Origin of the sequence: Paenarthrobacter sp. NPDC089675 (assembly GCF_044749185.1) — a bacterium.
Lineage (GTDB): Bacteria > Actinomycetota > Actinomycetes > Actinomycetales > Micrococcaceae > Arthrobacter.
Window position 1 is genome coordinate 100,604 of the sequence record NZ_JBIVHM010000005.1, and the last position, 19,502, is coordinate 120,105.

The following is a 19,502-nucleotide window of genomic DNA, read 5'->3' on the forward strand; positions in this document are numbered from 1 at the left end:
CTAAGTGGGTCCTACTTGAGGGTGCTGGTGAAGGCCGCGGCACGCGCCGCGATGTCTGCCCAATCGCCCGCGGCGACCGCTGCGGGCGGGACGACGCTGGTGCCGCAGCAGACCGCAGCAGCACCGGCATCGAGGTAGCTCTTGGCGTTCGAGGCGTCAATGCCTCCGGAAGGAAGCAGCCGGATGCCCGGGTAGGGTCCCTGCAGGTCCTTCAAGTACGCCGGACCGAGCTGTCGGGCGGGAAAAATCTTGACGACGTCGGAGCCGAGATCCAGCGCCTGCGCCACTTCCGTTGGGGTCATGGCCCCGAGGCTGAACGGAATGCCCGCCTCGGCGGCGACGGCCGCAACCTCGGGCCGGAGTCCGGGCGTCACCAGGAACTGCGCCCCGGCGTCGATCGCTGCGCGCGCCTGGTCGCCGGTCATGACGGTGCCGATTCCGACTGCGGCGCCGTGCTCCGCCGCGGTGTCTGCGGCCCGCTGGACGTGCTTGAGCGCATCGGGCGTGGTGAATGTCAGCTCCACACTGCGGATGCCGCCTTCAGCCAACGCGCGGCACAGGTCCGCGGCGTCGGTGATGGAGGGAGCCCGGACCACGGCAAGAGTGCGGTCGGTTTCGAGCTGCTGGACGAATTCTTCGGGGGTCATTGTTGTCCTTCTCTGTTGGACCCGGTTTCGCGGGTAAGCCCGTCACTGTGGCGGCGGAGGGCACGGCCGGCGCGGGCACCGGTGGGTTGGCCGCCGTCGATCGCTGCCGTGCCGTTGACGAACACGAACCGGATGCCGCCGGCAGCCTGGCGGGGATTCTCGAACGTGGCGGTATCGCGGATGGTTTCCGGATCGAAAAGTACGACGTCGGCGGCGAACCCTTCGCGGACCAGTCCCCTGTTGTGGAGCTTGAGTCGGGCGGCGGGCCGGCCACTGAGGTGGTGGACCATTTCTTCGAGGCTGAGCAGTCCAAGGTCGCGGGAGTAGTGGCCAAGGTAGCGCGGGAACGTACCCCAGGCCCGAGGGTGTGGCTTGGCGCCGACCAGGAGTCCATCGCTGCCGCCGGTGTGTGTACGGTGCTTCATGATGGCCTGGACGTTTTCCTCGTGACCAACGTGTTGGAGGATTCCGGTGCCGAGGCGGTCCTCGGTGAGGATCTGCGCGAAGACATCGAAGGGTTCTTCCCCGGTTTCGGCGGCGATGTCCTTGATGGTCTGGCCCACGTAGCCTGCGAGCGCCGGGTTCTGGACGCCGCTGATTTCCAAGGTGTCCCACTCAGCAACCACGCCGTGGCAACCGTCGGAACCGTAGATCTCCACGGCTTCGCGGATGCGGGCCCGGGTTTCCGGGTCAGCCAGGCGCGCGAGCGTGGCCTCCGTTCCGCCGGACGACGCCCAACTCGGCAGGATCGCACTCAGCGTGGTGGCGCCCGGGAGGTAGGGGTAGGTGTCCAGGGTGATGTCCACGCCCTGCTCCAGCGCTTCATCGATGAGGTCCAGGAGTTCCCCGGCGCGACCCTTGTTTTCGGCGAAGTTCATGGTGGCGTGGGAGAGGTGCAGGGCGCAGCGTGTGTCCCGGCTGAGTCCGATCATTTCGGCGTAGGCGCCCAGGGCGCCCTTGCCGTAGGAACGGTGGTGGGGTGCGTAGAAGCCGCCAAGCTCGCCAACAACGCGGCACAGTCCGGCCAACTCCTCGGTCTGCGCGTACATTCCCGGTGTGTAGGTCAGTCCGGAGCTCATGCCCACGGCGCCTTCCTCCATCGCAGTGCGGACGACGTCCTGCATCTGCTGCTGTTGCTCCGGCGTGGGGTCACCCTCAGCGAAGCCCATCACCATCGCCCGGACGGTGCCCTGCGGCACGAGGTAGGCGGCGTTGGTGGCGATACGGCCGGCCTCGTCCGCGGTGTCCAGACGGTCCAGGTACTCCGCCACCGTCCGCCAATTCCAGTCAAAGTCCGCAGGATTGTCATTCCAACCCGCGATCTTCTCCCGGACTCCGGCCAGCGTGGCATCGTCTACGGGCGCATAGGAGAGCCCGTCCTGGCCGAGCAGTTCCGTGGTGACGCCTTGGCTGAGCTTGGCGTAGTGGTCGCGGTTGACCAACAACTGCAGGTCCGAGTGGGCGTGCATGTCGATGAACCCCGGGCTCAGTACCAGGCCCGTGGCATCGATGACGCGGTCCGCGTCCGCTGCGGTGAGGCTACCGGCGTCGACGACGGCGGCAATGACCGGGCCGTCCAGCAGGACGTCCGCAGTACGTCGGCCAGCTCCCGTTCCGTCCACCAAAATGGCGTTGCTGATGAGGGTCTTCATGGGGAGTCCTAGAAGAAGGTGTGGATGAGGTCGACGACGGTCTGGTCACTGTTGGTGTCGGCGAGGACCGGGATGACGGTCCACTTGTCGAAGGCGGTGCAGGGGTGGGACAGGCCCAGCCGGACCACGTCGCCGGGGCGGACAGTGGTGGTTTGGGGGTCGAAGGTCATGAAGGAGTGCTGGTCGTTGACGGAGGTGATCTCCGCGCCGACCAACGCTTCCATGGCTCCGCCGAGCACCGGGCCCAGGAGTTGCGGCTCGGGAAGGCCTTCGTCGAAGGGAAGGTCGCGCTTGCCCGCGTCGAGGATCGCCAGACCCGGTTCCGGCTGGGAAACGACCCGCGCCCAACCGTACATTCCAGCGTGGAACGGCTGATCGCCAACCCGGGAGAACGGCGAGATCCCGCGGTAGAAGCCGTCGTCGTGGATGATGTAGGCGCCGCTGCGGATCATCAAATCAACTGACGGTCCTCCGGTTTCGGCTCCGGTGCTGATTGTTGGTGCGAGAACGGTGACGACGTCGTCGAAGTACGCGCTGCCGCCCGCGGTGATGATTACTGACCCCGAGCCGTACAGCCCGGCTGCGAGGAGTTCCTCGTGAAGCAGCCGCATGTCGGCCAGGTACCCGCGGACCGCAGCCAGTCCGGCGTCGTCCGCCGTGTGGGCGAGCGAACCCTCGTAGCCGCTGACGCCCACCAAGCGGAGGTGTTCGGCCCCATCCACGGCCCGGGCAACTTCCAGGGCAGCTTCCACGCCACGGGCACCGGTCCGGCCGCCGTGGGCTCCGAGTTCAACCAGGACGTCCAGTACTGAGTCTGTCCCGGCGAGCGTGCGCTCGATCAGCGTGACGGTCTCTGCCGAGTCCACCCAGGACAGGATGGTGGAGTCCTGGCCCGCGACCCACTGGATCGCGTGCGGGTCTGTGAGGCTGTTGGCAAGCTGCAGGTTTTGCACACCGAACTCCCGGGCCACCCGAAGCTGCGCGAAGTTGGCCAAGGTGATGCCCCACGCGCCGCGCTTGAGCTGCTCGGCCCAGAGCTGCGGCGACATGGTGGTCTTGCCGTGGGGTGCGAGCAGTACGCCCTTCCCCGCGCACCACCGGGCGAGCCGATCCGCATTGGCGTCCAAGGCCTGCTCGTCGAGCGTGAGCAGCGGGGTCTGGAGGTCCGCGAGCGTGTGCTTGGCCGCGAGGAACTCGGCGTGCGTGATCCCGTTTGCCGATGCCGGGACAGCCTTGTGGCGCCAGTCGAGTTGGCGGTCGGACAGGGCAGCCACGGCGGTTGCCGAGATTGCTTCGGAGCTGTTCACGGGTTGATTCCCTTCGCGGTGCTGCGTCTTTGGGGCGGCGGGGTTGATGTTCGCTGAGGCGATTCCTAGTGCGTTGCGTATTTTGCAACGCTGGTTGCAAACCTGCTGGTGATATGTCTAACATGGTGGCGGATCGAGAGTCAAGGCCGCTGCGAAGCGCGCGAACCATGGGAGAACGAGTGCTTTCAGCTGTATGTGTCGGCGAAACGATGGCGATGCTGACGCCCACCCAAGCCGTTCCCCTGCACCTGGCCTCCGAGCTTCACTGCGGAATCGGCGGTGCGGAGTCCAACGTCGCCATGGGATTCGCCGCCATGGGCCTGGAGACGCACTGGGTGAGCCGGGTTGGCAACGACGGGTTCGGTACCCGCATCCTGAACGAACTCCGCGAGCACGGCGTGGGCGTTTCGGGCGTTGAGTTCGACGCCGCGCGTCCCACCGGCCTCTACGTGAAAGTGCCCGCCCAGGAGTCGGACCCCGACGGCGGCAGCTCGGTCCTGTACTACCGGCAAGGATCAGCGGCCTCGGCTATGGGACGGGACACCCTTTTGAACCTGACCGTCGCCGCCTTGCTGGAGAATGCATCGCTGATCCATCTCAGCGGGATCACCGCGGCGCTCTCCCCGGAGTGCCTGTCCTTGCTCGAAGAACTGTTGTCGGCTCCCCGGAACGGCAGGATCATCAGCTTCGACGTCAACTGGCGGGCCGCTCTCTGGGCAGGGCAGGACCGCGGTGTCCTGCAGCGGCTGGCGAACCTCGCCGACGTCGTGCTTGTTGGGAAAGACGAAGCCGAACACGCCTTCGGCACAAACGACGAAGCCGAACTCCGCCGCCTCATGCCCGATCCCCAGGTGCTGGTGATCAAGAACGAGGCGATCAGCGCGATTTCCCTTGACCGCAGCGGTACCCGGGAAGAAGTGCCCGCTCTGTCCGTCGCCGTCGTCGAGCCTGTTGGCGCGGGCGACTCCTTCGCCGCCGGTTACCTCAGCGGACTCCTCTACGGGCTGGGCCAGAAGGAGAGCCTCCGTCGCGGTCACGTTGCCGCCGCCTGCACGCTGACCGTGCACGGCGACCGCGGGCCGCTTCCACCCGCCGAGGAGCTCGCCGGCATCCTCGATTCCTCGGACGACGCCTGGGCTGCTATCCATGTTGAAGACGGAAAATTCAACACCGGAACCGGAGCGTGACACCTTGAGCCAAAGCCTGATGCGGGCCATCGACCTGCTTGGCGAACTCGCCGCGAAACCAGCCACCTTGGACGAACTGTCCTCCAAGGCCTCCGTGCACAAGACCACCGTGATGCGGCTCCTGCACGCACTCGAGGAGAAGCGCCTCGTTGTCCGCGACGATGACCAACGGTTCATGCTTGGCTCGAAGCTCTTTGAACTCTCCTCGCTCGCGCTCGAACAGCGGGACATCCGCAAGGTGGCGCACCCGCACCTTGCAGACTTGAACGGCCGCACCGGGCACACCGTGCACCTCGCAGCCTTCGAAGGGAACGAGGTGGTGTACATCGACAAATTCGAGTCCCACCACCCGGTCCGCATGTACTCGCGTATCGGCCTTACGGCGTCGCTGCACTCGGCCGCCGTGTCCAAAATCCTCCTCGCCGACATGCCGCGCAGCCGGCAGGAAAAGATCGCCGCGGGGTTGGACTACGTAAAAGTCACCGAAAACACCCTGACCTCCCCGGAAGCCCTCCTGGCGGAACTGGAGCAGGTCAAGAAGCAGGGCTGGGCCCACGATAACGCCGAGCACGAAGCTTTCGTGCACTGCATCGCGACCCCCATCCGCGACGCCAGCGGCGCCGTGGTTGCCGCAGCCTCTTGTTCGGTACCGGTAGTAATGCTCAGCTATGAAGGCTTGCTCGAGCTGCTGCCCGACCTCAAAGCCAGCACCGAGGCCATCTCCAAGGATCTCGGCTGGATCAGCCACGAAAGGAACTCAGCATGAGTGAAAAGACCGTAGTACTTACCGAAAACGCCCCCGCCCCGGCCCACGTGTTCTCCCAGGGCATCAAGAAGGGCGGCATGTTCCAGGTGTCCGGACAGGGCCCCATGGACCCCGCCACCAACCAGTACATCGGCGACGGCGACATACGCGTCCAGACCCGCCGGACCCTGGAGAACGTCAAGGCCATCCTCGAGGCCGGTGGCTCCTCCGTTGAGGATGTCCTGATGTTCCGCGTCTACCTCACCACCCGCGACGACTTCGCCGCCATGAACGAGGTCTACGGCGAGTTCATCCGCGAAAACGTCCCCAGCGGCCTGCTCCCCAGCCGCACCACGGTGTTCGTCGATCTCCCGCACGAGGTCATGCTGGTGGAAATCGACGCCCTGGCTGTCACCGCGTAACCCTCCCTCACATCCCCACGGGTTTCAGCGCACGCTCTCTCACATCCCGCAGGGTTTGGGCGCTTGCTCAATCACCTGATGCGGAGACGGACGACGGCGGCACTCAAGTCGAGTGCCGCCGTCGGGGTTTAGGAGGCAGTCACCCGGGCGGGTGCTTCTGCCTTCTGGAAGCGGAGCTTCCACGGAGTGAGCGCCGACTCGAGCTGCTCTCGAAGATCCATTTTGGACGCCCCCACCACGCGCTCTTCGAAGTGGATGGGAACCTCCATGATGCTGAGCCCACAGCGCGCTGCCCGGTAGTTCATCTCCACCTGGAATGAGTAGCCGTCGCTTTGGATGGACGCTACGTCTATCTGATGCAGGGCGTTTGCCGTCCACGCCTTATATCCCGCCGTTGCGTCTTTGACTCTCAATCCCAGGATCACGCCCACGTAGAAGTTCGCCCAGGCCGAGAGTGCCTTCCGGTGCCACGGCCATTCCGCAGCGGTGGAACCGCCGTGGACGTAGCGCGAACCGATGACAAGCGCGGCGCCGGAAGTCTCAATTCGCTCAAGCATTATGGGAATAGCAGACACCGGGTGGGACAGATCAGCGTCCATTTGAATGATGATGTTCGCGCCCGTTTCCAGTGCTTGGGTCATTCCGGCCACATACGCTCGGCCCAGGCCATCCTTTTCCTTTCGGTGCAGGACGGACACCGTGCCTTGGGAATCTGCTGCCAACTGGTCTGCCACGGCTCCCGTCCCGTCGGGTGAATTGTCATCTACAACAAGCACGTGGAGTTGTGGAATGGCCAGTGCTTGGAGTTGGGCGACTAGGACCGGCAGGTTCTCCCGCTCGTTATAGGTGGGCACAACAACAGTTATTTTCGGATGTACAGCAGTCAAGACGTGGTCCCCAATTCAATATTCTATGATCGCCGGGGCCTCAACACGCTGTTTGAGCAGCTCCCGGGCAGGGACAGTCTAGTGAGCCGGCCTGATCGACATAACAAGCCCGGGCCGCTACGACCTATTTTGGAGTGCGCGAGGGCGGGCGGGCTGACTTTTCCCACGGCAGTCTCGGGCCCCAATGTGGGTCGTGGCGGTACGGTCGGCCGGGATGTGGGCTAATTCTGCGGCGTTTCAGGGGGCTTTTTCTTTGACCGTTTTGTCAATCCAAGAATCAAGAAGACGGCTCCAACGGCTAGGAAGGCGATCCATCCTGGGTTGCCGATGGTTGCCAACGCCACCGACAAAAGCCCAAAGGTGATACCCACCGGCAGAAATGTTTGATCCTTTGACTTGCCATGCTTAGCCGACGGCCCAGTCTGTTCTGTGTCCCCATTCACCATCGTGAGGCTACGCCGCAGACGGCTGCGCGGACAAATTGAGGGACTTTAGGACGGGAGCCGCTTCGGGGCGAGGCTTGGCGGGACCGCCGGGACCCGTTGGCGCTTGGCGTAAATGCGCGCCCGCTGGCTGGACAGCGCCAAAAGCACCAGGATGTCCGTGGCCAAGCCCGCCAGGCCGGCTTCCAACGTGATGCTGGTGGTGCCGGTGGACGCATCGATGGCCTGGACCAGGATCGACACGGAACTCAGGCCCATAGCGATGACGCGGGCCGCGTTGCTGCCGAGGAAAATCCGCCAAGCCAGAAACACCTCACCCAGCCCGAAGACCAGCACCACGATCCCCACAAAGATGACTGCCGCCGTCGTGGTTTGCTGGTCCGCCGGGGACTCCCCGAGGGTGACGTCAGCGAACTCGCCCGGAGTCGAAAACAGGGTAACGGCCAAGGCGAGCGCAGCAAGGGCACGGATAATGACCAGCGCTGCGCCCACCATGGTGGGCGCAGGACGCCGGTCGCGACTGTCCGTTTGCCGGGGCAGCTCGGAGGCGGGCAGGGGAACCGGGCGGGCGTCGACGACGGGAAGGTCACCGTCCGTGGAAATGGAATCGCCGCCACCGTTCCGCGAGTGGTATCCCGTTGAGAAGTCCTTGATGATGCGCACATTGACGGCCGGTTCGCCTTGGGAGACCGTCCGGACGATGTGGTCCCGCTCAAACGTCGGTGTTCTGCTCGATCTTGTGCGTGATCTGCAGGGTGAAGAGCGAGAAGCCAACGCTGCGGTCGTAGGTCCCGGCAGCAAGCCAATCCACCTTGTGGCCGCCGGGAAGCATCCATCCCTCGGGGCAGCGCCAGAAGCGAACATGGTGCCGTTTGCCCGGATTGTTGTCCACTTCCTGCTGGTAGGCGAAGTCCTGCTGACGGTCGAACAGGTATAGCGGGCTAACGGGTGCCTGCTCGTAGCTTTGCCGCAGGATGGTTGAGCTTACGATGCGCCGGCTGCTGGCGAACGTAACGTCGTCCGCGATGGTCCACCCCGCCCGCCGCATGATCGCGTGGATCTGCCGTTCGTTGCCAAGCAGGGCCACGTTCACGGGATCCCCGAGGAGCCCGTCACTGGTCCGGGCGCGGCCAATGAAGTAGCCAGGGACGTAGATAGTGGTCAGTATCCTGTGGAGGCGCGGCAAGAGCAGGTAGGCCAGGAACGCCCAGAAGACCAGCCAGAACCACAGCTGACCCCAGCCCAGCTGCAGGCTCTCCCCCACCAGGAGGAACGCGAGCCAGACGGCTGCCGCTCCGGCAAGGACGAAGAAGCCGTGGTCCAGCCAACTGTCCTTCACCCTCTGGTTTGGTGACATGTACATGTGCAGGCCCCCTGGGTTGTCCGCCCGGATTCGTGAGCGGTTGCATGCCGCGATCCTAGTTGTCCACCTGTTGCACCGAAAGGGAGACTCACTTCTCCTCAAGGTCGACAAACAGCTGCCAAGGATGCTTAGCATGAATACGCCCGGTAAGCCTGGGTACGTGACCTCTGAACGACCCCTCGGACGGTTGCCGCTGACGCGGCGGCCACGTAAAGGAGAAAGCTGTGCGTGAGCCTGTAGTCAGCGAGAGCGTGTCGGACAACCGTGTGGGGCCCGCGGATACGTCTGCGGGGGCAGAGGAGCCAATTGAGTCGGAGGCACCAAAGACGCCGGAGACGCCGGAGGAAGAGACGCCGGCGATCGACGCCGCCGAGATCACCTTCGACGAACAGTTCTACCCGGCGCGGCCCAAGGCACTCAGGCCGATTGCCCGCCGTCGTCAGTTCTTCGCCGCCCGCCCTTCCCTGGAGTTCGACGGCATGAACAAGACGTACGTGGACTGGTTGCGGAACCAGTCCATGCTCGGCGACGCAAACACCTTGGCCCGGCAGCTGTCAGGCCAGGCGAGCATGTGGCAAAACGCCTACGCCCGGCCCAACCCCCGGGCAGCCGTAGAGAAAGCGCCCGTCTGGTTCACGGCATACCCGTTGTCCTTCATTACCCGCGAAAACCAGTCGTTCCTGTCTGCGCTGGGTGATCCGGAGCTGTGGAAAGCCTTCCGCGAGATCGGTATCCGCGGCCTCCACACCGGCCCCGTGAAGCTCGCCGGCGGCATCAGCGGCTGGTCCCAGACCCCGAGTGTCGATGGGCACTTCGACCGGATCAGCATGGCGATTGACCCCGCGTTCGGCACGGAGGAGGAATTCCGCCGGATGTGCGAGATCGCAGCCGAGCATGATGGCACGGTGATCGACGACATCGTTCCCGGGCACACCGGCAAAGGCGCGGACTTCCGCCTGGCCGAGATGAACTTCCGGGACTACCCCGGCATTTATCACATGGTGGACATCCCCGAGGAAGACTGGCACCTCCTGCCCGAAGTCCCGGAGGGCAAGGACTCCGTAAACATCAGCCCCGAGGCCGAACAGGCCCTGCAGAAGGCCGGATACATCATCGGCCGGTTGCAGCGCGTGATCTTCTACGAACCCGGCGTGAAGGAAACCAACTGGAGCGCCACGCGGGCGGTCGCAGACACTACGGGAAAGATGCGCCGCTGGGTATATCTTCACTACTTCAAGGCCGGGCAGCCTTCCATCAACTGGTTGGACCCGACGTTCGCCGGAATGCGGTTGGTGGTTGGCGATGCCCTGCACTCGCTGCTGGACCTTGGCACGGGTGCGCTGCGCCTGGACGCCAACGGCTTCCTCGGCGTGGAGAAGAGCGCGGAGGAGCAACCCGGCTGGTCCGAAGGCCACCCCCTGTCCGAGGCTGCCAACCAGCTCATCGGCTCCATGATCCGCAAGGTGGGCGGCTTCTCCTTCCAGGAACTCAACCTCACCATCGACGACATCAAGGCCCAGTCCGAGGCCGGTGCCGACCTTTCCTACGACTTCATTACCCGCCCGGCGTACCACTACTCCTTGGTCACAGGCGATACGGAATTCCTCCGGCTTACGCTGCGTCTGGCAAGGGAAATCGGCGTGGACCAAGCCTCGTTGGTCCATGCACTCCAGAACCACGACGAATTGACTTATGAACTCCTGCACTTCGCCGCGGGCCACTGCGAGGATGTTTTTGAACTCGGTGGGGAAGAGCTGACGGGTGCCGAGGTTGCAGAGAAGGTCCAAGGCACGCTGAGGGAGCGGCTGACCGGTGAAAATGGACCCTACAACGCCGTATTCACCACCAACGGCATCGCCTGCACCACGGCAAGCTTCATCATGGCGGCCATCGGCATCAAGGATCCCGACTCCATCACGCCCGAGCAGGAGGCCCAGGTCCGCGACGTCCATGTGCTCCTGTCCATGTACAACGCCCTTCAGCCGGGCGTCTTCGCATTGTCCGGCTGGGATCTCACGGGAATCATTGCCCTGCCCAGGGAGGTGGTGGGCGAACTCACGGCACAGGGCGATACCCGTTGGATCAACCGCGGCGCCCACGACCTCATGGGCACCCGCCCCGACGCCGTCAGGTCCTCAGCCGGCATGCCACGCGCCAGGAGCCTCTACGGTCCCTTGCCTGAACAGCTCAAGGACGCCAATTCGTACGCGCGCCGGCTTCAGGAAATCCTTCGCGTCCGGGAGAGCTCGGGGGTGGCCACGAGCACCCTTCTCGACGTTCCAGACGTGTCCAACCGCGCCTTGCTGGTGCTGGTCAACCAACTCGGCGACGGCACGCTCGAAGTCACTGTCCTCAACTTCTCGGACCAGGACATCGCGGGCAGCATCCAATCTCCGCATCTGGTTCCGGGCTCCACGGTCCACGACCTCTTCAGCAGTTCAGACGTCGGCCAGGTGGATGACCTCCACAGCTTCTTCCTGGAGCTCGGTCCTTACCAGGGCACGGCATTGGTGCTGCGGGAGCCGGAACCTGTCGACGAGGAGCCAGCGGAGTAAGACGTACGACGTCGGCACCCGGCTGGGTGCCGACGTCGGCCTGGGCTACACTTTCGGGCAGGTTCTGCCGGGTAGACTGCAGAATGCGCAACGAGTCGCGCCTCGAGGAACATCCGAAGGAATCAACCCATGGCCCAGCCCGACATACCGTGGCCCCTGCTGCGCTCGATAGCGGCGCTGGGAGAGGCGCCACTCGCGGACATCGCCGAACGGCTCCGGGAATCCCTCCTCCCCTACGTTGGCAACAGTGCACTGGTGATTTTCACCGAGGACTGCACCGGACGACCACAAAAGAAAGCCGGGGCGGAAGAGATCACTTCGCGGGTTTCGATTTCCGAACTCGATCGGCTGCGCGCTGACCTCGCAGATGCCGGGCCGCACGTTACTGAGGCGGTGGTGGCCCGGGAGACCCGGAGGATCCTCGCCATGAAGCACCTGCCCAGTAACGCCCTCCTTGTGCTCACGGACCCAGCGCCTGCGGATTCTGGCGAAGAGCCTGGCATGGAGTTGTTGGCCTACCTGTGGCGGATCACCGCCACGCGCATCCAGGAAAAAGTCTCGGATGCACCGCCGTCATACTTGCTGGAGTCCCGCGCGGCCTCAGCCGAGCGCATTCGCGTGACGGCCGAATTGACCGACCTGCACTCCACCACGCTGGAGACGTTGCTGGCGGCTTTGCGGTCGCCGGGCCTGGACGACAAGACGGCCCGGACAACAGTCACGGACCTCGCGGCCAAGGCCTTGGTTGGCCTCCGCAGCCACAGCGACAGGACCACGGACCTTGTTGAAGAACCGGTGTCGAAAGCCTTCGAGCGATTGCGCGAGGACCTTCGGCCCCTTACGAACTTCAGCGGCATCGAAGTCCAGTTCATCGAACCGCCGCTGAACGGCAGGGCCCTCCCCGGCGAGGTGGCCCATGCCGCCCGCGCCATTGTCCGCGGGCTGGTCCTGGTGATGATGGAACAGCCTGAAGTCCGCCGCATCCGCACCCAGTGGGACTGCGACGGCGAGAACCTGTTGATCAACGTCCGCGACGACGGCGGAGGCGCCGTCACGCCCGACGAACCGAGCATCAGCCGCATGGATAAGCGCGTCCAAGCGTTGGATGGGCAGTTCCGAATGGACGTCATGTCCGGGTGGGGTGCCGACGTCTTCGTCTCGCTCCCGCTCGACCCGCCAAACCCGCCCGCAGGCGACGTGACGGGATGGAACCTGGCTGCGCGGGAGCTTGAAGTCCTGCAGCACCTGGCCGCGGGGCAGCGCAATCGAACCATTGCCTCGTCCTTGGGAATCAGCGAGAACACAGTCAAGTTCCATGTGCGGAACCTTTTCAGAAAGCTCGACGTCGGCTCACGCACCGAAGCCATTGCGCTGGCCCACAGCCACGGGTTCCGGCAGGGCTAGGAGATCGCCGCGCGGAGTTTCTTGGCTGCCAATGCAGGGTCTTCGGCACCGTAGATAGCGCCACCGGCTACTGCGACGTCCGCTCCGGCCTTCTGCACATCCGCAATCGTTTCAAGCTTTACGCCGCCAGCAACGGAGAAGGGAACCTGCGACTCGGCTCCGGCCAGGAGGAGCCCGTTGAGGTCGAACCCGGGCTTGGCCTGCTCGTCCAAACCGGCGTGCATTTCCACGAACTTTGCACCCAATGCCCGAACTTCCTTGGCCCTGCTTACCTTGTCTTCTATACCGATGAGGTCAACTACAACGCCCTTGTTATGTGCCTCACCGGCTTTCACTGCGCCGGCGATGGTGGAGTCATCGGCAGCACCGAGGACTGTGACCAGGTCGGCGCCGGCCTTGAATGCGATGTCGGCTTCAAGCTCCCCGGCATCCATGGTCTTGAGGTCGGCGAAGACGATCTTGTCCGGGTGGGCGTTCTTGACCGCGGTGATGACCGGCAGGCCCTCAGCCTTGATCAGGGGCGTGCCGAGCTCAATGATGTCGACGTATTCGGCCACCTGTCCAGCCAGTTCCAGGGCTGCTTCAGTGGTGAGGAGGTCAATGGCGACTTGGAGTTTCATAGTGCTGCTTTCTTTCTGTAGTGAACTGCCTGAAAGTTGGATCCGGGTGTTGCTACTCGAGGTTCGCGTGCCGCAACCACAGCTCTTCGGCCGGTTGTGGGTCGTTGTCCCAGAGCGACTGGAAGATGGCTTCGGTAGCCAGGAAGAGCGCCTGCTCGAATAGTGATCCGGAGTACTGGCGTGTTACGGATGAGCCATGATCGGTCTTCTGCGCGGCCGGTACGACTACCAATGAATCGGCGAGGCCGGCGAGTGGCGAATCCGGGTTCGTGGTGAAGGCCGCCACCCTGGCTTCCACCTTGGTGGCCGTCTCCGCGGACTTGACCACGCCGAATGTGGTGCCTGAGCCCGAAGCGACCAGCAGGAGGTCGCCCGAGGTGATGGCCGGCGTCGTGGTTTCGCCTGCAATATGGACGGTGAGGCCGAGGTGCATGAGGCGCATCGCGGCCATCCGCAGGACCAGCCCGCTGCGCCCGGCGGCCGCAACGAAGACGCGCCTGGCGTCAAGGATTTCTTCGGCAACGCGGACAAGCTGCTGCGGGTCAATCTTGGCTATGGCACCACTGACTTCGTCCCTCACAAGGGAGAGATTGCGAACGACGTCTGACGCGTTGGCGTAGGCGGCCGTATTCACGCTGGCAGTCGGATTCACGGATCGTTCCCTTCTACTTCCGTCCGGTACCTGCGTTGGCAGCGGAGTGCTTCGGTATCCACAATGTTTCCGGAGGGAAGGGGGTAGGGGAACGCTGTTTTCTGACGGTTGCTACCACCCATAAGGATGGGTGGGGTTCAGGGGTCGCGCCGGTTCAAGGGCGATGTGCGGTCACCAGCGCATCGGCGTACGCCATCCGAACGCCGGACGCGGTTTCCACGGGTAAGCCATTCCGGATCCAGTACTCGATGCCACCGATCATTTCCTTCACCGCATATCCCAATTCGGCGAAAGCAAGAGCGGCGAATGTACTCCCGTTGCAGCCCGGCCCCCACGAATAGACCACTACTTGCGCATCTCCCGGAATCCGCTGTTCCGCAAGCTTCGGAATTTCGGCGGTGGGAAGGTGCAGCGCCCCAGGAATATGGCCGTGGTCCCAGGATGACTGCCGGCGGGTGTCCACCAGGACCAGGGAACCCGGGGGCGCGTCGGCCACATCCATCACGTCAATCTCGAAATTCAGTTTGGAGCGGAAGTAGGCCGCTGGGTCGTTACTGCCGGAATTGTTCTTTTCCTCGCTGCTCATGTCCAGAACTATACCCCCGGGGGGTACTTGCGGCATACCCCCCGAGGGTATATGTTGATTTCATGAGCACGGTAGATTTCAACCACGCTGGTGCGGACCTTCCGATCGTCGAGGTCGATCTGGAACAGGCCGCACCGCACGGCTACACCAGCAACAAGGACGCCTACCTCCGCCGCCTCAAACGCATCGAGGGGCAGGTCCGCGGCATCGCCCGAATGGTGGAAGAAGATAAGTACTGCATCGACATCCTTACGCAGGTCGCAGCAGCCACCAAGGCTCTCCATGCCGTAAGTCTCGGGCTTGTCGAGGAGCACATCGGCCACTGTGTGGTCGGCGCCGCCTCCGAACCCGATCCGGCGCTTCGCGCCGGGCAGATTGACGCGAAAGTGAAAGAAGCGACCGACGCCATCGGGCGCCTGCTGCGGTAACTACGCGAACACACAAGCCCCAAACCCACACCAAGGAGCACATTATGGGCCAAACCATCCAGACCAACGTCAGCGTTTCGGGCATGACCTGCGGTCACTGCGTCTCCAGCGTCAGTGAAGAGCTTGAGGCCCTCAACGGCGTTGAGGAAGTCTCAGTCGATCTAAACCCCGGCGGACTCTCCACAGTAACCATCACCTCAACTAATGAGCTGTCCCCGTCCGAAATCGGAGAAGCAGTCGCAGAAGCAGGCTACGTAGTGGTAGCCAACGAAGCATAGGAGTCCTTTTGACCAGCCAGGAGATCTTCAACCAACCCGGAACCCGGGTGGTTGAGCTGGATATCGAGGGCATGACCTGCGCCTCATGTGTCCAGCGCGTGGAACGGAAACTCGGCAAGCTTGAGGGCGTCGAGGCCACCGTCAACCTTCCCCTGGAATCAGCCCATGTCACCGTCCCGTCGACCGTCACGGATCAACAACTCGTAGATACGGTCAACGCCACGGGCTATAAGGCCACAGTCCGACCCAACCCAACCGCGCATGCCCACCACCACACCGTGACTGCAGAGGACGCCGAACCTACAGGGCACGGCACCGGCGGGACTGAGCATGCAACCCACCAAAACCACATGGAGCACGGCCCGGCGGCATCCACGCTGCTCCCCCGACTGATCACAGCAGCGATACTTACTGTCCCGGTCTTCGCCATTTCAATGGTTCCGGCTTTGCAGTTTCCCAACTGGGGCTGGGTTGCAGCCGCCCTGGCCCTGCCGGTGGTGAGCTGGGCTGCATGGCCGTTCCATAGGGCCGCAGCCATCAACGCCCGCCACCTGGCCTCCACCATGGACACCCTCGTGTCCATCGGCGTGATTGCCGCGTACCTCTACTCGGCCTGGCAGTTGTTTGCTGACCCGCAGATGACCGAGCACCCAGGCATGGAAGGGATGTCCGGCGGCCTGTACTTCGAAGTGGCCGCGGTGGTCACCACGTTCCTGCTGCTGGGCCGGTACCTTGAGGCGAACGCCAAGGCCAAAGCAGGCAACGCACTTAAGGCCCTGCTCAACCTCGGCGCCAAGGACGCCACGGTCCTCGTGGACGGACAGGAACAGAAGATCCCCGCCGATCAGTTGTCGGTTAGCGATGTCTTCGTGGTCCGCCCCGGCGAGAAGATCGCCACGGATGGCGTGGTCACCGATGGCGCCTCAGCAGTCGACGCTTCCCTGGTGACCGGCGAGTCCGTGCCCGTGGAGGTCGGTCCGGGGAGCCAAGTCACCGGCGCCACGATCAACACCTCGGGCAGGCTGCTGGTCCGCGCCACCCGCGTCGGAGCCGACACCACGTTGGCACAGATGGGTCGGCTTGTCAGCCAGGCCCAGACGGGCAAAGCCCCCATCGCGCGGCTGGCAGACCGCATCAGCGCAGTGTTTGTGCCGATTGTCCTGCTGATCGCATTCGTTACCTTCGTCCTTTGGCTCTTCTTCTCGGGCGACCTCAATGCATCCTTCACCGCAGCAGTGGCGGTCCTCGTCATTGCGTGCCCATGCGCCCTTGGTTTGGCCACTCCGGTGGGGCTCCTCACCGGCACGGGTCGCGGCGCGCAGTTGGGAATCCTCATCAAAGGCCCGCAGGTCCTTGAGGACACCCGGCACGTCGATACGATCCTGCTGGACAAGACCGGTACCGTCACCACCGGGAAGCTGGCAGTAGACCACACAGTGACGCTCAAAGGACACACTCCCGAGGATGTCCTTACGCTGGCCGGGGCCGTCGAGGCGGCGTCCGAGCACCCCATTGCCCATGCGATTGCTGCGGCAGCAGGCAAAGCCTTGGCCGACGCCGGAACCTTACCGGCAGTGGAAGGCTTCACGTCCGCACCCGGCGGCGGAGTCCGCGGAATGGTTGCGCTCAACGGCACCCCCAAAACAGTGGTTGTTGGCCGGTCTGGATGGCTGGAAGAAAACGGCGTGAAGCTCCAAGCCACGCATCGGAGAACCCTGGAGGATCAGGAACAGGGCGGCGCGACTGCGATTTGGGTTGCAGTGGATGGCGAACCCGCCGGAATCATCAGCCTGAGCGACACCATCAAGCCGGGGTCGGCCGCCGCGATCCGGAGGCTCAAGGAGCTCGGCATCCGCCCCATGCTGCTGACCGGCGATAACGCGGCCGTTGCCGCGCAGGTAGCTGCCGCCGTCGGGATTTCACCGGACGATGTCTTTGCCGGAGTCCTGCCGGAGGGGAAGGTCGAGGCCGTGAGGAGGCTTCAGGAGAAGGGCGCCACGGTTGCCATGGCCGGCGATGGCGTCAACGATGCTGCCGCCCTGGCACAGTCGGATCTCGGGATCGCCATGGGGTCCGGCACGGATGTCGCGATCGAAGCCTCGGACCTGACCGTCATGGGCAACGACCTGAATCAGCTCGTCCAAGCGATCGAGTTGTCCCGGAAGACCTTGTCCACCATCAAGACAAACCTGTTCTGGGCGTTCTTCTACAACGCAATCGGAATCCCGGTGGCAGCACTCGGCTTGCTCAATCCGATGATCGCCGGTGCGGCCATGGCGGCGAGTTCGGTGTTGGTCGTCGCGAACTCCTTGAGGCTCCGCTCGTTCGGCAAGTAAACCCAACCAAGTAGCAGCAGATGCCGGTCTAATAACGCCATCTGCTGCTACCAGGTTCTGAAGTAAGAACCTCAGCGCAGCTAAGCCGCTCCGAAACGGACAGCCGCCCGGGCTTTCGCCTTGGCTGCCTCCTCATCGCGGTTCTTCGCCGGTGCATGGCTCACCAACGAATCCAGCAAATGTTGAGTGATGTGGGCGATCTCGTGAACGGCCTCGGCGAACGCTTCCTCGTTGGCCTTGGACGGCTTGGTGGCTCCGCTGATCTTGCGAACGTATTGCAACGCAGCGGCCTCCACCTCCGCCGATGTGGCACGAGGTTCAAAGTTATGCAGGGTCCGGATATTGCGGCACATAGACCCATGCTAACTATGGGCAGACCTCTATGGGGAGGGGTGCCCATCGACGGTCTTTGGAATCCCGGGATAGGTTTTAGTCATGGATCTTCCGGATGAGCCGGAGGCCGCTGGGGATGCCGAAGAGCTCGGGTCCGATGAATTGAAGGAGATATCTCATGGCTATTTGGGGTGCAGACGTTGATCAGCTTCGCCAGCTCGGTAACAAGCTGAAGGCCGGTGCCGAGAGCATCGAACAGCAGCGCTCTCAGCTGAAGGGCGCCCTGGACGGCACCGACTGGAAGGGCCCGGACGCTGACAAGTTCCGCAGCGAGTGGGACAGCCAGCACGCTTCCAGCCTCAAGAAGGTCGCCGACGCTCTCCGCGACGCCGGCGCACGCGCTCAGAAGAACGCTGAGCAGCAGCAGCAGGCTTCCAACTAGGTCAGCTGGGAATGGCCCGGACACCACGGTGTCCGGGCCATTCGTTTTAAGAACCCACTGTGAGGCCCGCTCTGCGCCCCATCCCCCAAGAATCGAGCGTAGAGCGGGCCTCACAACGCGTCAGGTGCGCGGCACTTCGGTTATCGACCCGGAGGCGACGGGCCCCGACGGGACAGGTTCGACGTCGTTCGCGTGATCGAGGACGCGGGCGGCCCCGGCAGCCGCACCCCGGCGGTCCCCACGCAATTCGTCCACGCGGACCAGGACAACGCCGCCAACGATCAGCACGCCGCCCATCAATTGGATGGGGCCGGGCAGTTCACCGAGCAAGAGCCAGGCCCAAAGCACGGCGAACAGCACCTCGGTAAGCGATACGAACGAGGCAACCTTGGAGCCAAGGCTTCGCGCGGCCATGATGCCCGAAACGTAGGCGAGCACCGTGGCCAGGATGATCAGCCCCGCAGCGGAGACCCACCAAGGCGTAATCCACGGCCCCAACGAGGTGTTGTCCGTGCTGAACGTCATCGGCAGCAAGCCCATGGCCCCCACCAGCCACATGACGGCAGCACCCACCACCAGGCCACCGGATGCGAGGACCAGCGGGGGGAGGGTGTCGTTCTCCTTGGCTGTGATGAAGAAGTAGATCACCAGGCAAACGGCGGCTGCCATGCCCCAGAGCACACCAATAAAGTCGACTTTGACCGAGCCGGTCAAATCCAAGACCAGCACCAGTCCACCGAGCGACAGCAGGGCACCCAGCGAGGTGAGCGCCCGGGGCCTGCGGCGACTTGAGATCCAGAGCCAGAGCACAATCATCACCGGCGCCAAGTACTCGAGAAGCAAGGCAACACCGACGGACAGACGTGCCACGGCATTGAAGTAGAAGAGCTGGCAGCCGGCGACGCCAATGAGGCCGAACAGCAGGATGGTCAGCCAGTTGTCCTTGAGTTGGTGCCAGCGGCCTCGAAGAACCACGACGGCGGGAATCGCCAGAATGAGCGCGGCACCAGTCAGGCGCACGGCAACAGCCGCGCCAGGAGACCAACCGGTCTCGAGCATGGACTTGGCGAACGAGCCTGACGTGCCGAAAACCGCGGAGGAGATTACGGCGATGCCGAGTCCCGACGCCATGAATCCCTTTGCGTCAGCCATCGTCTTTGTTGCTGACACAGCAGCCTCCTGTCAGGAGTAAAGTGGGCTTATGGTCATGACAGT

General features: G+C 63.8%; 20 protein-coding genes. 9 read left to right on the forward strand and 11 right to left on the reverse strand.

Annotated elements, in window-relative coordinates; translation table 11 throughout:
• Positions 1 to 11: 11 nt before the first annotated feature.
• Genes ACIPY2_RS12415 through ACIPY2_RS12425 form a run of 3 tightly spaced genes read right to left on the reverse strand, consistent with a single transcriptional unit; the run spans position 12 to position 3,606 of the window.
• Entirely contained in the window at positions 12 to 647 is a 636-nt protein-coding gene (locus tag ACIPY2_RS12415) for a bifunctional 4-hydroxy-2-oxoglutarate aldolase/2-dehydro-3-deoxy-phosphogluconate aldolase (protein ID WP_400266691.1), read from the reverse strand.
• On the reverse strand, positions 644 to 2,299 hold the full coding sequence (locus tag ACIPY2_RS12420; RefSeq protein ID WP_400266692.1) for an amidohydrolase family protein: 1,656 nt from the start codon (positions 2,297 to 2,299) through the stop codon (positions 644 to 646). Before ACIPY2_RS12420 ends, ACIPY2_RS12415 begins: the two co-directional genes overlap by 4 nt.
• 8 nt (positions 2,300 to 2,307) lie before the next feature.
• Positions 2,308 to 3,606 (reverse strand): alanine racemase, encoded by a 1,299-nt coding sequence (locus ACIPY2_RS12425; protein WP_400266693.1) that lies wholly within the window; start codon positions 3,604 to 3,606, stop codon positions 2,308 to 2,310.
• Positions 3,607 to 3,785: 179 nt separating this feature from the next.
• Here ACIPY2_RS12425 and ACIPY2_RS12430 point away from each other — a divergent pair, with 179 nt between their 5' ends.
• From ACIPY2_RS12430 to ACIPY2_RS12440, 3 genes are read left to right on the forward strand one after another with little or no spacing between them, the layout of a single operon-like run.
• Positions 3,786 to 4,793, forward strand: coding sequence for a sugar kinase (locus tag ACIPY2_RS12430; protein WP_400266694.1), 1,008 nt, complete (start codon positions 3,786 to 3,788; stop codon positions 4,791 to 4,793).
• A complete protein-coding gene (locus tag ACIPY2_RS12435) occupies positions 4,753 to 5,559 on the forward strand; it encodes an IclR family transcriptional regulator (RefSeq protein ID WP_400266695.1) in 807 nt (268 codons plus the stop codon). The genes ACIPY2_RS12430 and ACIPY2_RS12435 overlap by 41 nt, the downstream gene beginning before the upstream one ends.
• A complete protein-coding gene (locus ACIPY2_RS12440; protein ID WP_400266696.1) occupies positions 5,556 to 5,960 on the forward strand; it encodes a RidA family protein in 405 nt (134 codons plus the stop codon). The genes ACIPY2_RS12435 and ACIPY2_RS12440 overlap by 4 nt, the downstream gene beginning before the upstream one ends.
• A 128-nt stretch (positions 5,961 to 6,088) precedes the next feature.
• Here ACIPY2_RS12440 and ACIPY2_RS12445 read toward each other — a convergent pair whose 3' ends face one another.
• From ACIPY2_RS12445 to ACIPY2_RS12455, 3 genes are all read right to left on the reverse strand, one after another.
• The gene (locus ACIPY2_RS12445; protein WP_400266697.1) at positions 6,089 to 6,847 is read right to left on the reverse strand and encodes a polyprenol monophosphomannose synthase; all 759 of its coding nucleotides are present in this window, start codon (positions 6,845 to 6,847) and stop codon (positions 6,089 to 6,091) included.
• A 491-nt stretch (positions 6,848 to 7,338) separates the two neighbouring features.
• Complete coding sequence (locus ACIPY2_RS12450; RefSeq protein ID WP_400266698.1) at positions 7,339 to 7,953, reverse strand: hypothetical protein; 615 nt, start codon at positions 7,951 to 7,953, stop codon at positions 7,339 to 7,341.
• 49 nt (positions 7,954 to 8,002) lie between these two features.
• Positions 8,003 to 8,653: an LssY C-terminal domain-containing protein gene (locus ACIPY2_RS12455; protein ID WP_400266699.1), complete on the reverse strand. Its 651-nt coding sequence runs from the start codon at positions 8,651 to 8,653 to the stop codon at positions 8,003 to 8,005.
• Positions 8,654 to 8,877: 224 nt separating this feature from the next.
• Between ACIPY2_RS12455 and treS the strand changes: the two genes are divergently transcribed.
• Both treS and ACIPY2_RS12465 read left to right on the forward strand, forming a co-directional pair.
• Positions 8,878 to 11,208: a maltose alpha-D-glucosyltransferase gene (gene treS, locus ACIPY2_RS12460; RefSeq protein ID WP_400266700.1), complete on the forward strand. Its 2,331-nt coding sequence runs from the start codon at positions 8,878 to 8,880 to the stop codon at positions 11,206 to 11,208.
• 129 nt (positions 11,209 to 11,337) lie between these two features.
• The gene (locus ACIPY2_RS12465) at positions 11,338 to 12,612 is read left to right on the forward strand and encodes a LuxR C-terminal-related transcriptional regulator (RefSeq protein ID WP_400266701.1); all 1,275 of its coding nucleotides are present in this window, start codon (positions 11,338 to 11,340) and stop codon (positions 12,610 to 12,612) included.
• On the opposite strand, the gene hxlA is transcribed toward ACIPY2_RS12465, so the two are convergent.
• The 3 genes from hxlA to ACIPY2_RS12480 all read right to left on the reverse strand — a co-directional run bounded on the left by hxlA (position 12,609) and on the right by ACIPY2_RS12480 (position 14,470).
• Complete coding sequence (hxlA, locus tag ACIPY2_RS12470) at positions 12,609 to 13,232, reverse strand: 3-hexulose-6-phosphate synthase (RefSeq protein WP_400266702.1); 624 nt, start codon at positions 13,230 to 13,232, stop codon at positions 12,609 to 12,611. The two genes, ACIPY2_RS12465 and hxlA, sit on opposite strands and share 4 nt — an antisense overlap.
• Positions 13,233 to 13,284: 52 nt before the next feature.
• Positions 13,285 to 13,884: a 6-phospho-3-hexuloisomerase gene (gene hxlB, locus ACIPY2_RS12475; RefSeq protein WP_400266703.1), complete on the reverse strand. Its 600-nt coding sequence runs from the start codon at positions 13,882 to 13,884 to the stop codon at positions 13,285 to 13,287.
• A gap of 154 nt (positions 13,885 to 14,038) precedes the next feature.
• Complete coding sequence (locus tag ACIPY2_RS12480) at positions 14,039 to 14,470, reverse strand: rhodanese-like domain-containing protein (RefSeq protein ID WP_400266704.1); 432 nt, start codon at positions 14,468 to 14,470, stop codon at positions 14,039 to 14,041.
• Positions 14,471 to 14,532: 62 nt separating this feature from the next.
• On the opposite strand from ACIPY2_RS12480, the gene ACIPY2_RS12485 reads away from it, so the two are divergent.
• The 3 genes from ACIPY2_RS12485 to ACIPY2_RS12495 are packed head-to-tail and all read left to right on the forward strand — an operon-like array spanning position 14,533 to position 17,512.
• Complete coding sequence (locus tag ACIPY2_RS12485) at positions 14,533 to 14,898, forward strand: metal-sensitive transcriptional regulator (RefSeq protein WP_400266705.1); 366 nt, start codon at positions 14,533 to 14,535, stop codon at positions 14,896 to 14,898.
• Positions 14,899 to 14,942: 44 nt separating this feature from the next.
• Positions 14,943 to 15,176, forward strand: a complete 234-nt coding sequence (locus ACIPY2_RS12490; RefSeq protein WP_400266706.1) for a heavy-metal-associated domain-containing protein — start codon at positions 14,943 to 14,945, stop codon at positions 15,174 to 15,176.
• Positions 15,177 to 15,184: 8 nt separating this feature from the next.
• A complete protein-coding gene (locus tag ACIPY2_RS12495; protein ID WP_400266707.1) occupies positions 15,185 to 17,512 on the forward strand; it encodes a heavy metal translocating P-type ATPase in 2,328 nt (775 codons plus the stop codon).
• Positions 17,513 to 17,592: 80 nt separating this feature from the next.
• Here the strand turns inward: ACIPY2_RS12495 and ACIPY2_RS12500 are convergent, their stop codons facing one another.
• The gene (locus tag ACIPY2_RS12500) at positions 17,593 to 17,865 is read right to left on the reverse strand and encodes a DUF2277 domain-containing protein (RefSeq protein WP_400266708.1); all 273 of its coding nucleotides are present in this window, start codon (positions 17,863 to 17,865) and stop codon (positions 17,593 to 17,595) included.
• 158 nt (positions 17,866 to 18,023) lie between these two features.
• On the opposite strand from ACIPY2_RS12500, the gene ACIPY2_RS12505 reads away from it, so the two are divergent.
• On the forward strand, positions 18,024 to 18,287 hold the full coding sequence (locus ACIPY2_RS12505) for a WXG100 family type VII secretion target (RefSeq protein ID WP_347108993.1): 264 nt from the start codon (positions 18,024 to 18,026) through the stop codon (positions 18,285 to 18,287).
• Between the two features lie 120 nt (positions 18,288 to 18,407).
• Here the strand turns inward: ACIPY2_RS12505 and ACIPY2_RS12510 are convergent, their stop codons facing one another.
• Complete coding sequence (locus ACIPY2_RS12510; protein ID WP_400266709.1) at positions 18,408 to 19,457, reverse strand: EamA family transporter; 1,050 nt, start codon at positions 19,455 to 19,457, stop codon at positions 18,408 to 18,410.
• Positions 19,458 to 19,502: the final 45 nt, after the last annotated feature.

What these genes read in the sequence shown, in the direction of transcription:
- ACIPY2_RS12500 (WP_400266708.1), bottom strand. Translation starts at nt 17,865, where the DNA reads ATGTGCCGCAATATCCGGACCCTGCATAACTTTGAACCTCGTGCCACA.
- ACIPY2_RS12485 (WP_400266705.1), top strand. Translation starts at nt 14,533, where the DNA reads ATGAGCACGGTAGATTTCAACCACGCTGGTGCGGACCTTCCGATCGTC.
- hxlA (WP_400266702.1), bottom strand. Translation starts at nt 13,232, where the DNA reads ATGAAACTCCAAGTCGCCATTGACCTCCTCACCACTGAAGCAGCCCTG.
- ACIPY2_RS12465 (WP_400266701.1), top strand. Translation starts at nt 11,338, where the DNA reads ATGGCCCAGCCCGACATACCGTGGCCCCTGCTGCGCTCGATAGCGGCG.
- ACIPY2_RS12480 (WP_400266704.1), bottom strand. Translation starts at nt 14,470, where the DNA reads ATGAGCAGCGAGGAAAAGAACAATTCCGGCAGTAACGACCCAGCGGCC.
- ACIPY2_RS12505 (WP_347108993.1), top strand. Translation starts at nt 18,024, where the DNA reads ATGGCTATTTGGGGTGCAGACGTTGATCAGCTTCGCCAGCTCGGTAAC.
- ACIPY2_RS12440 (WP_400266696.1), top strand. Translation starts at nt 5,556, where the DNA reads ATGAGTGAAAAGACCGTAGTACTTACCGAAAACGCCCCCGCCCCGGCC.
- ACIPY2_RS12435 (WP_400266695.1), top strand. Translation starts at nt 4,753, where the DNA reads ATGTTGAAGACGGAAAATTCAACACCGGAACCGGAGCGTGACACCTTG.
- ACIPY2_RS12455 (WP_400266699.1), bottom strand. Translation starts at nt 8,653, where the DNA reads ATGTACATGTCACCAAACCAGAGGGTGAAGGACAGTTGGCTGGACCAC.
- ACIPY2_RS12420 (WP_400266692.1), bottom strand. Translation starts at nt 2,299, where the DNA reads ATGAAGACCCTCATCAGCAACGCCATTTTGGTGGACGGAACGGGAGCT.
- ACIPY2_RS12490 (WP_400266706.1), top strand. Translation starts at nt 14,943, where the DNA reads ATGGGCCAAACCATCCAGACCAACGTCAGCGTTTCGGGCATGACCTGC.
- ACIPY2_RS12415 (WP_400266691.1), bottom strand. Translation starts at nt 647, where the DNA reads ATGACCCCCGAAGAATTCGTCCAGCAGCTCGAAACCGACCGCACTCTT.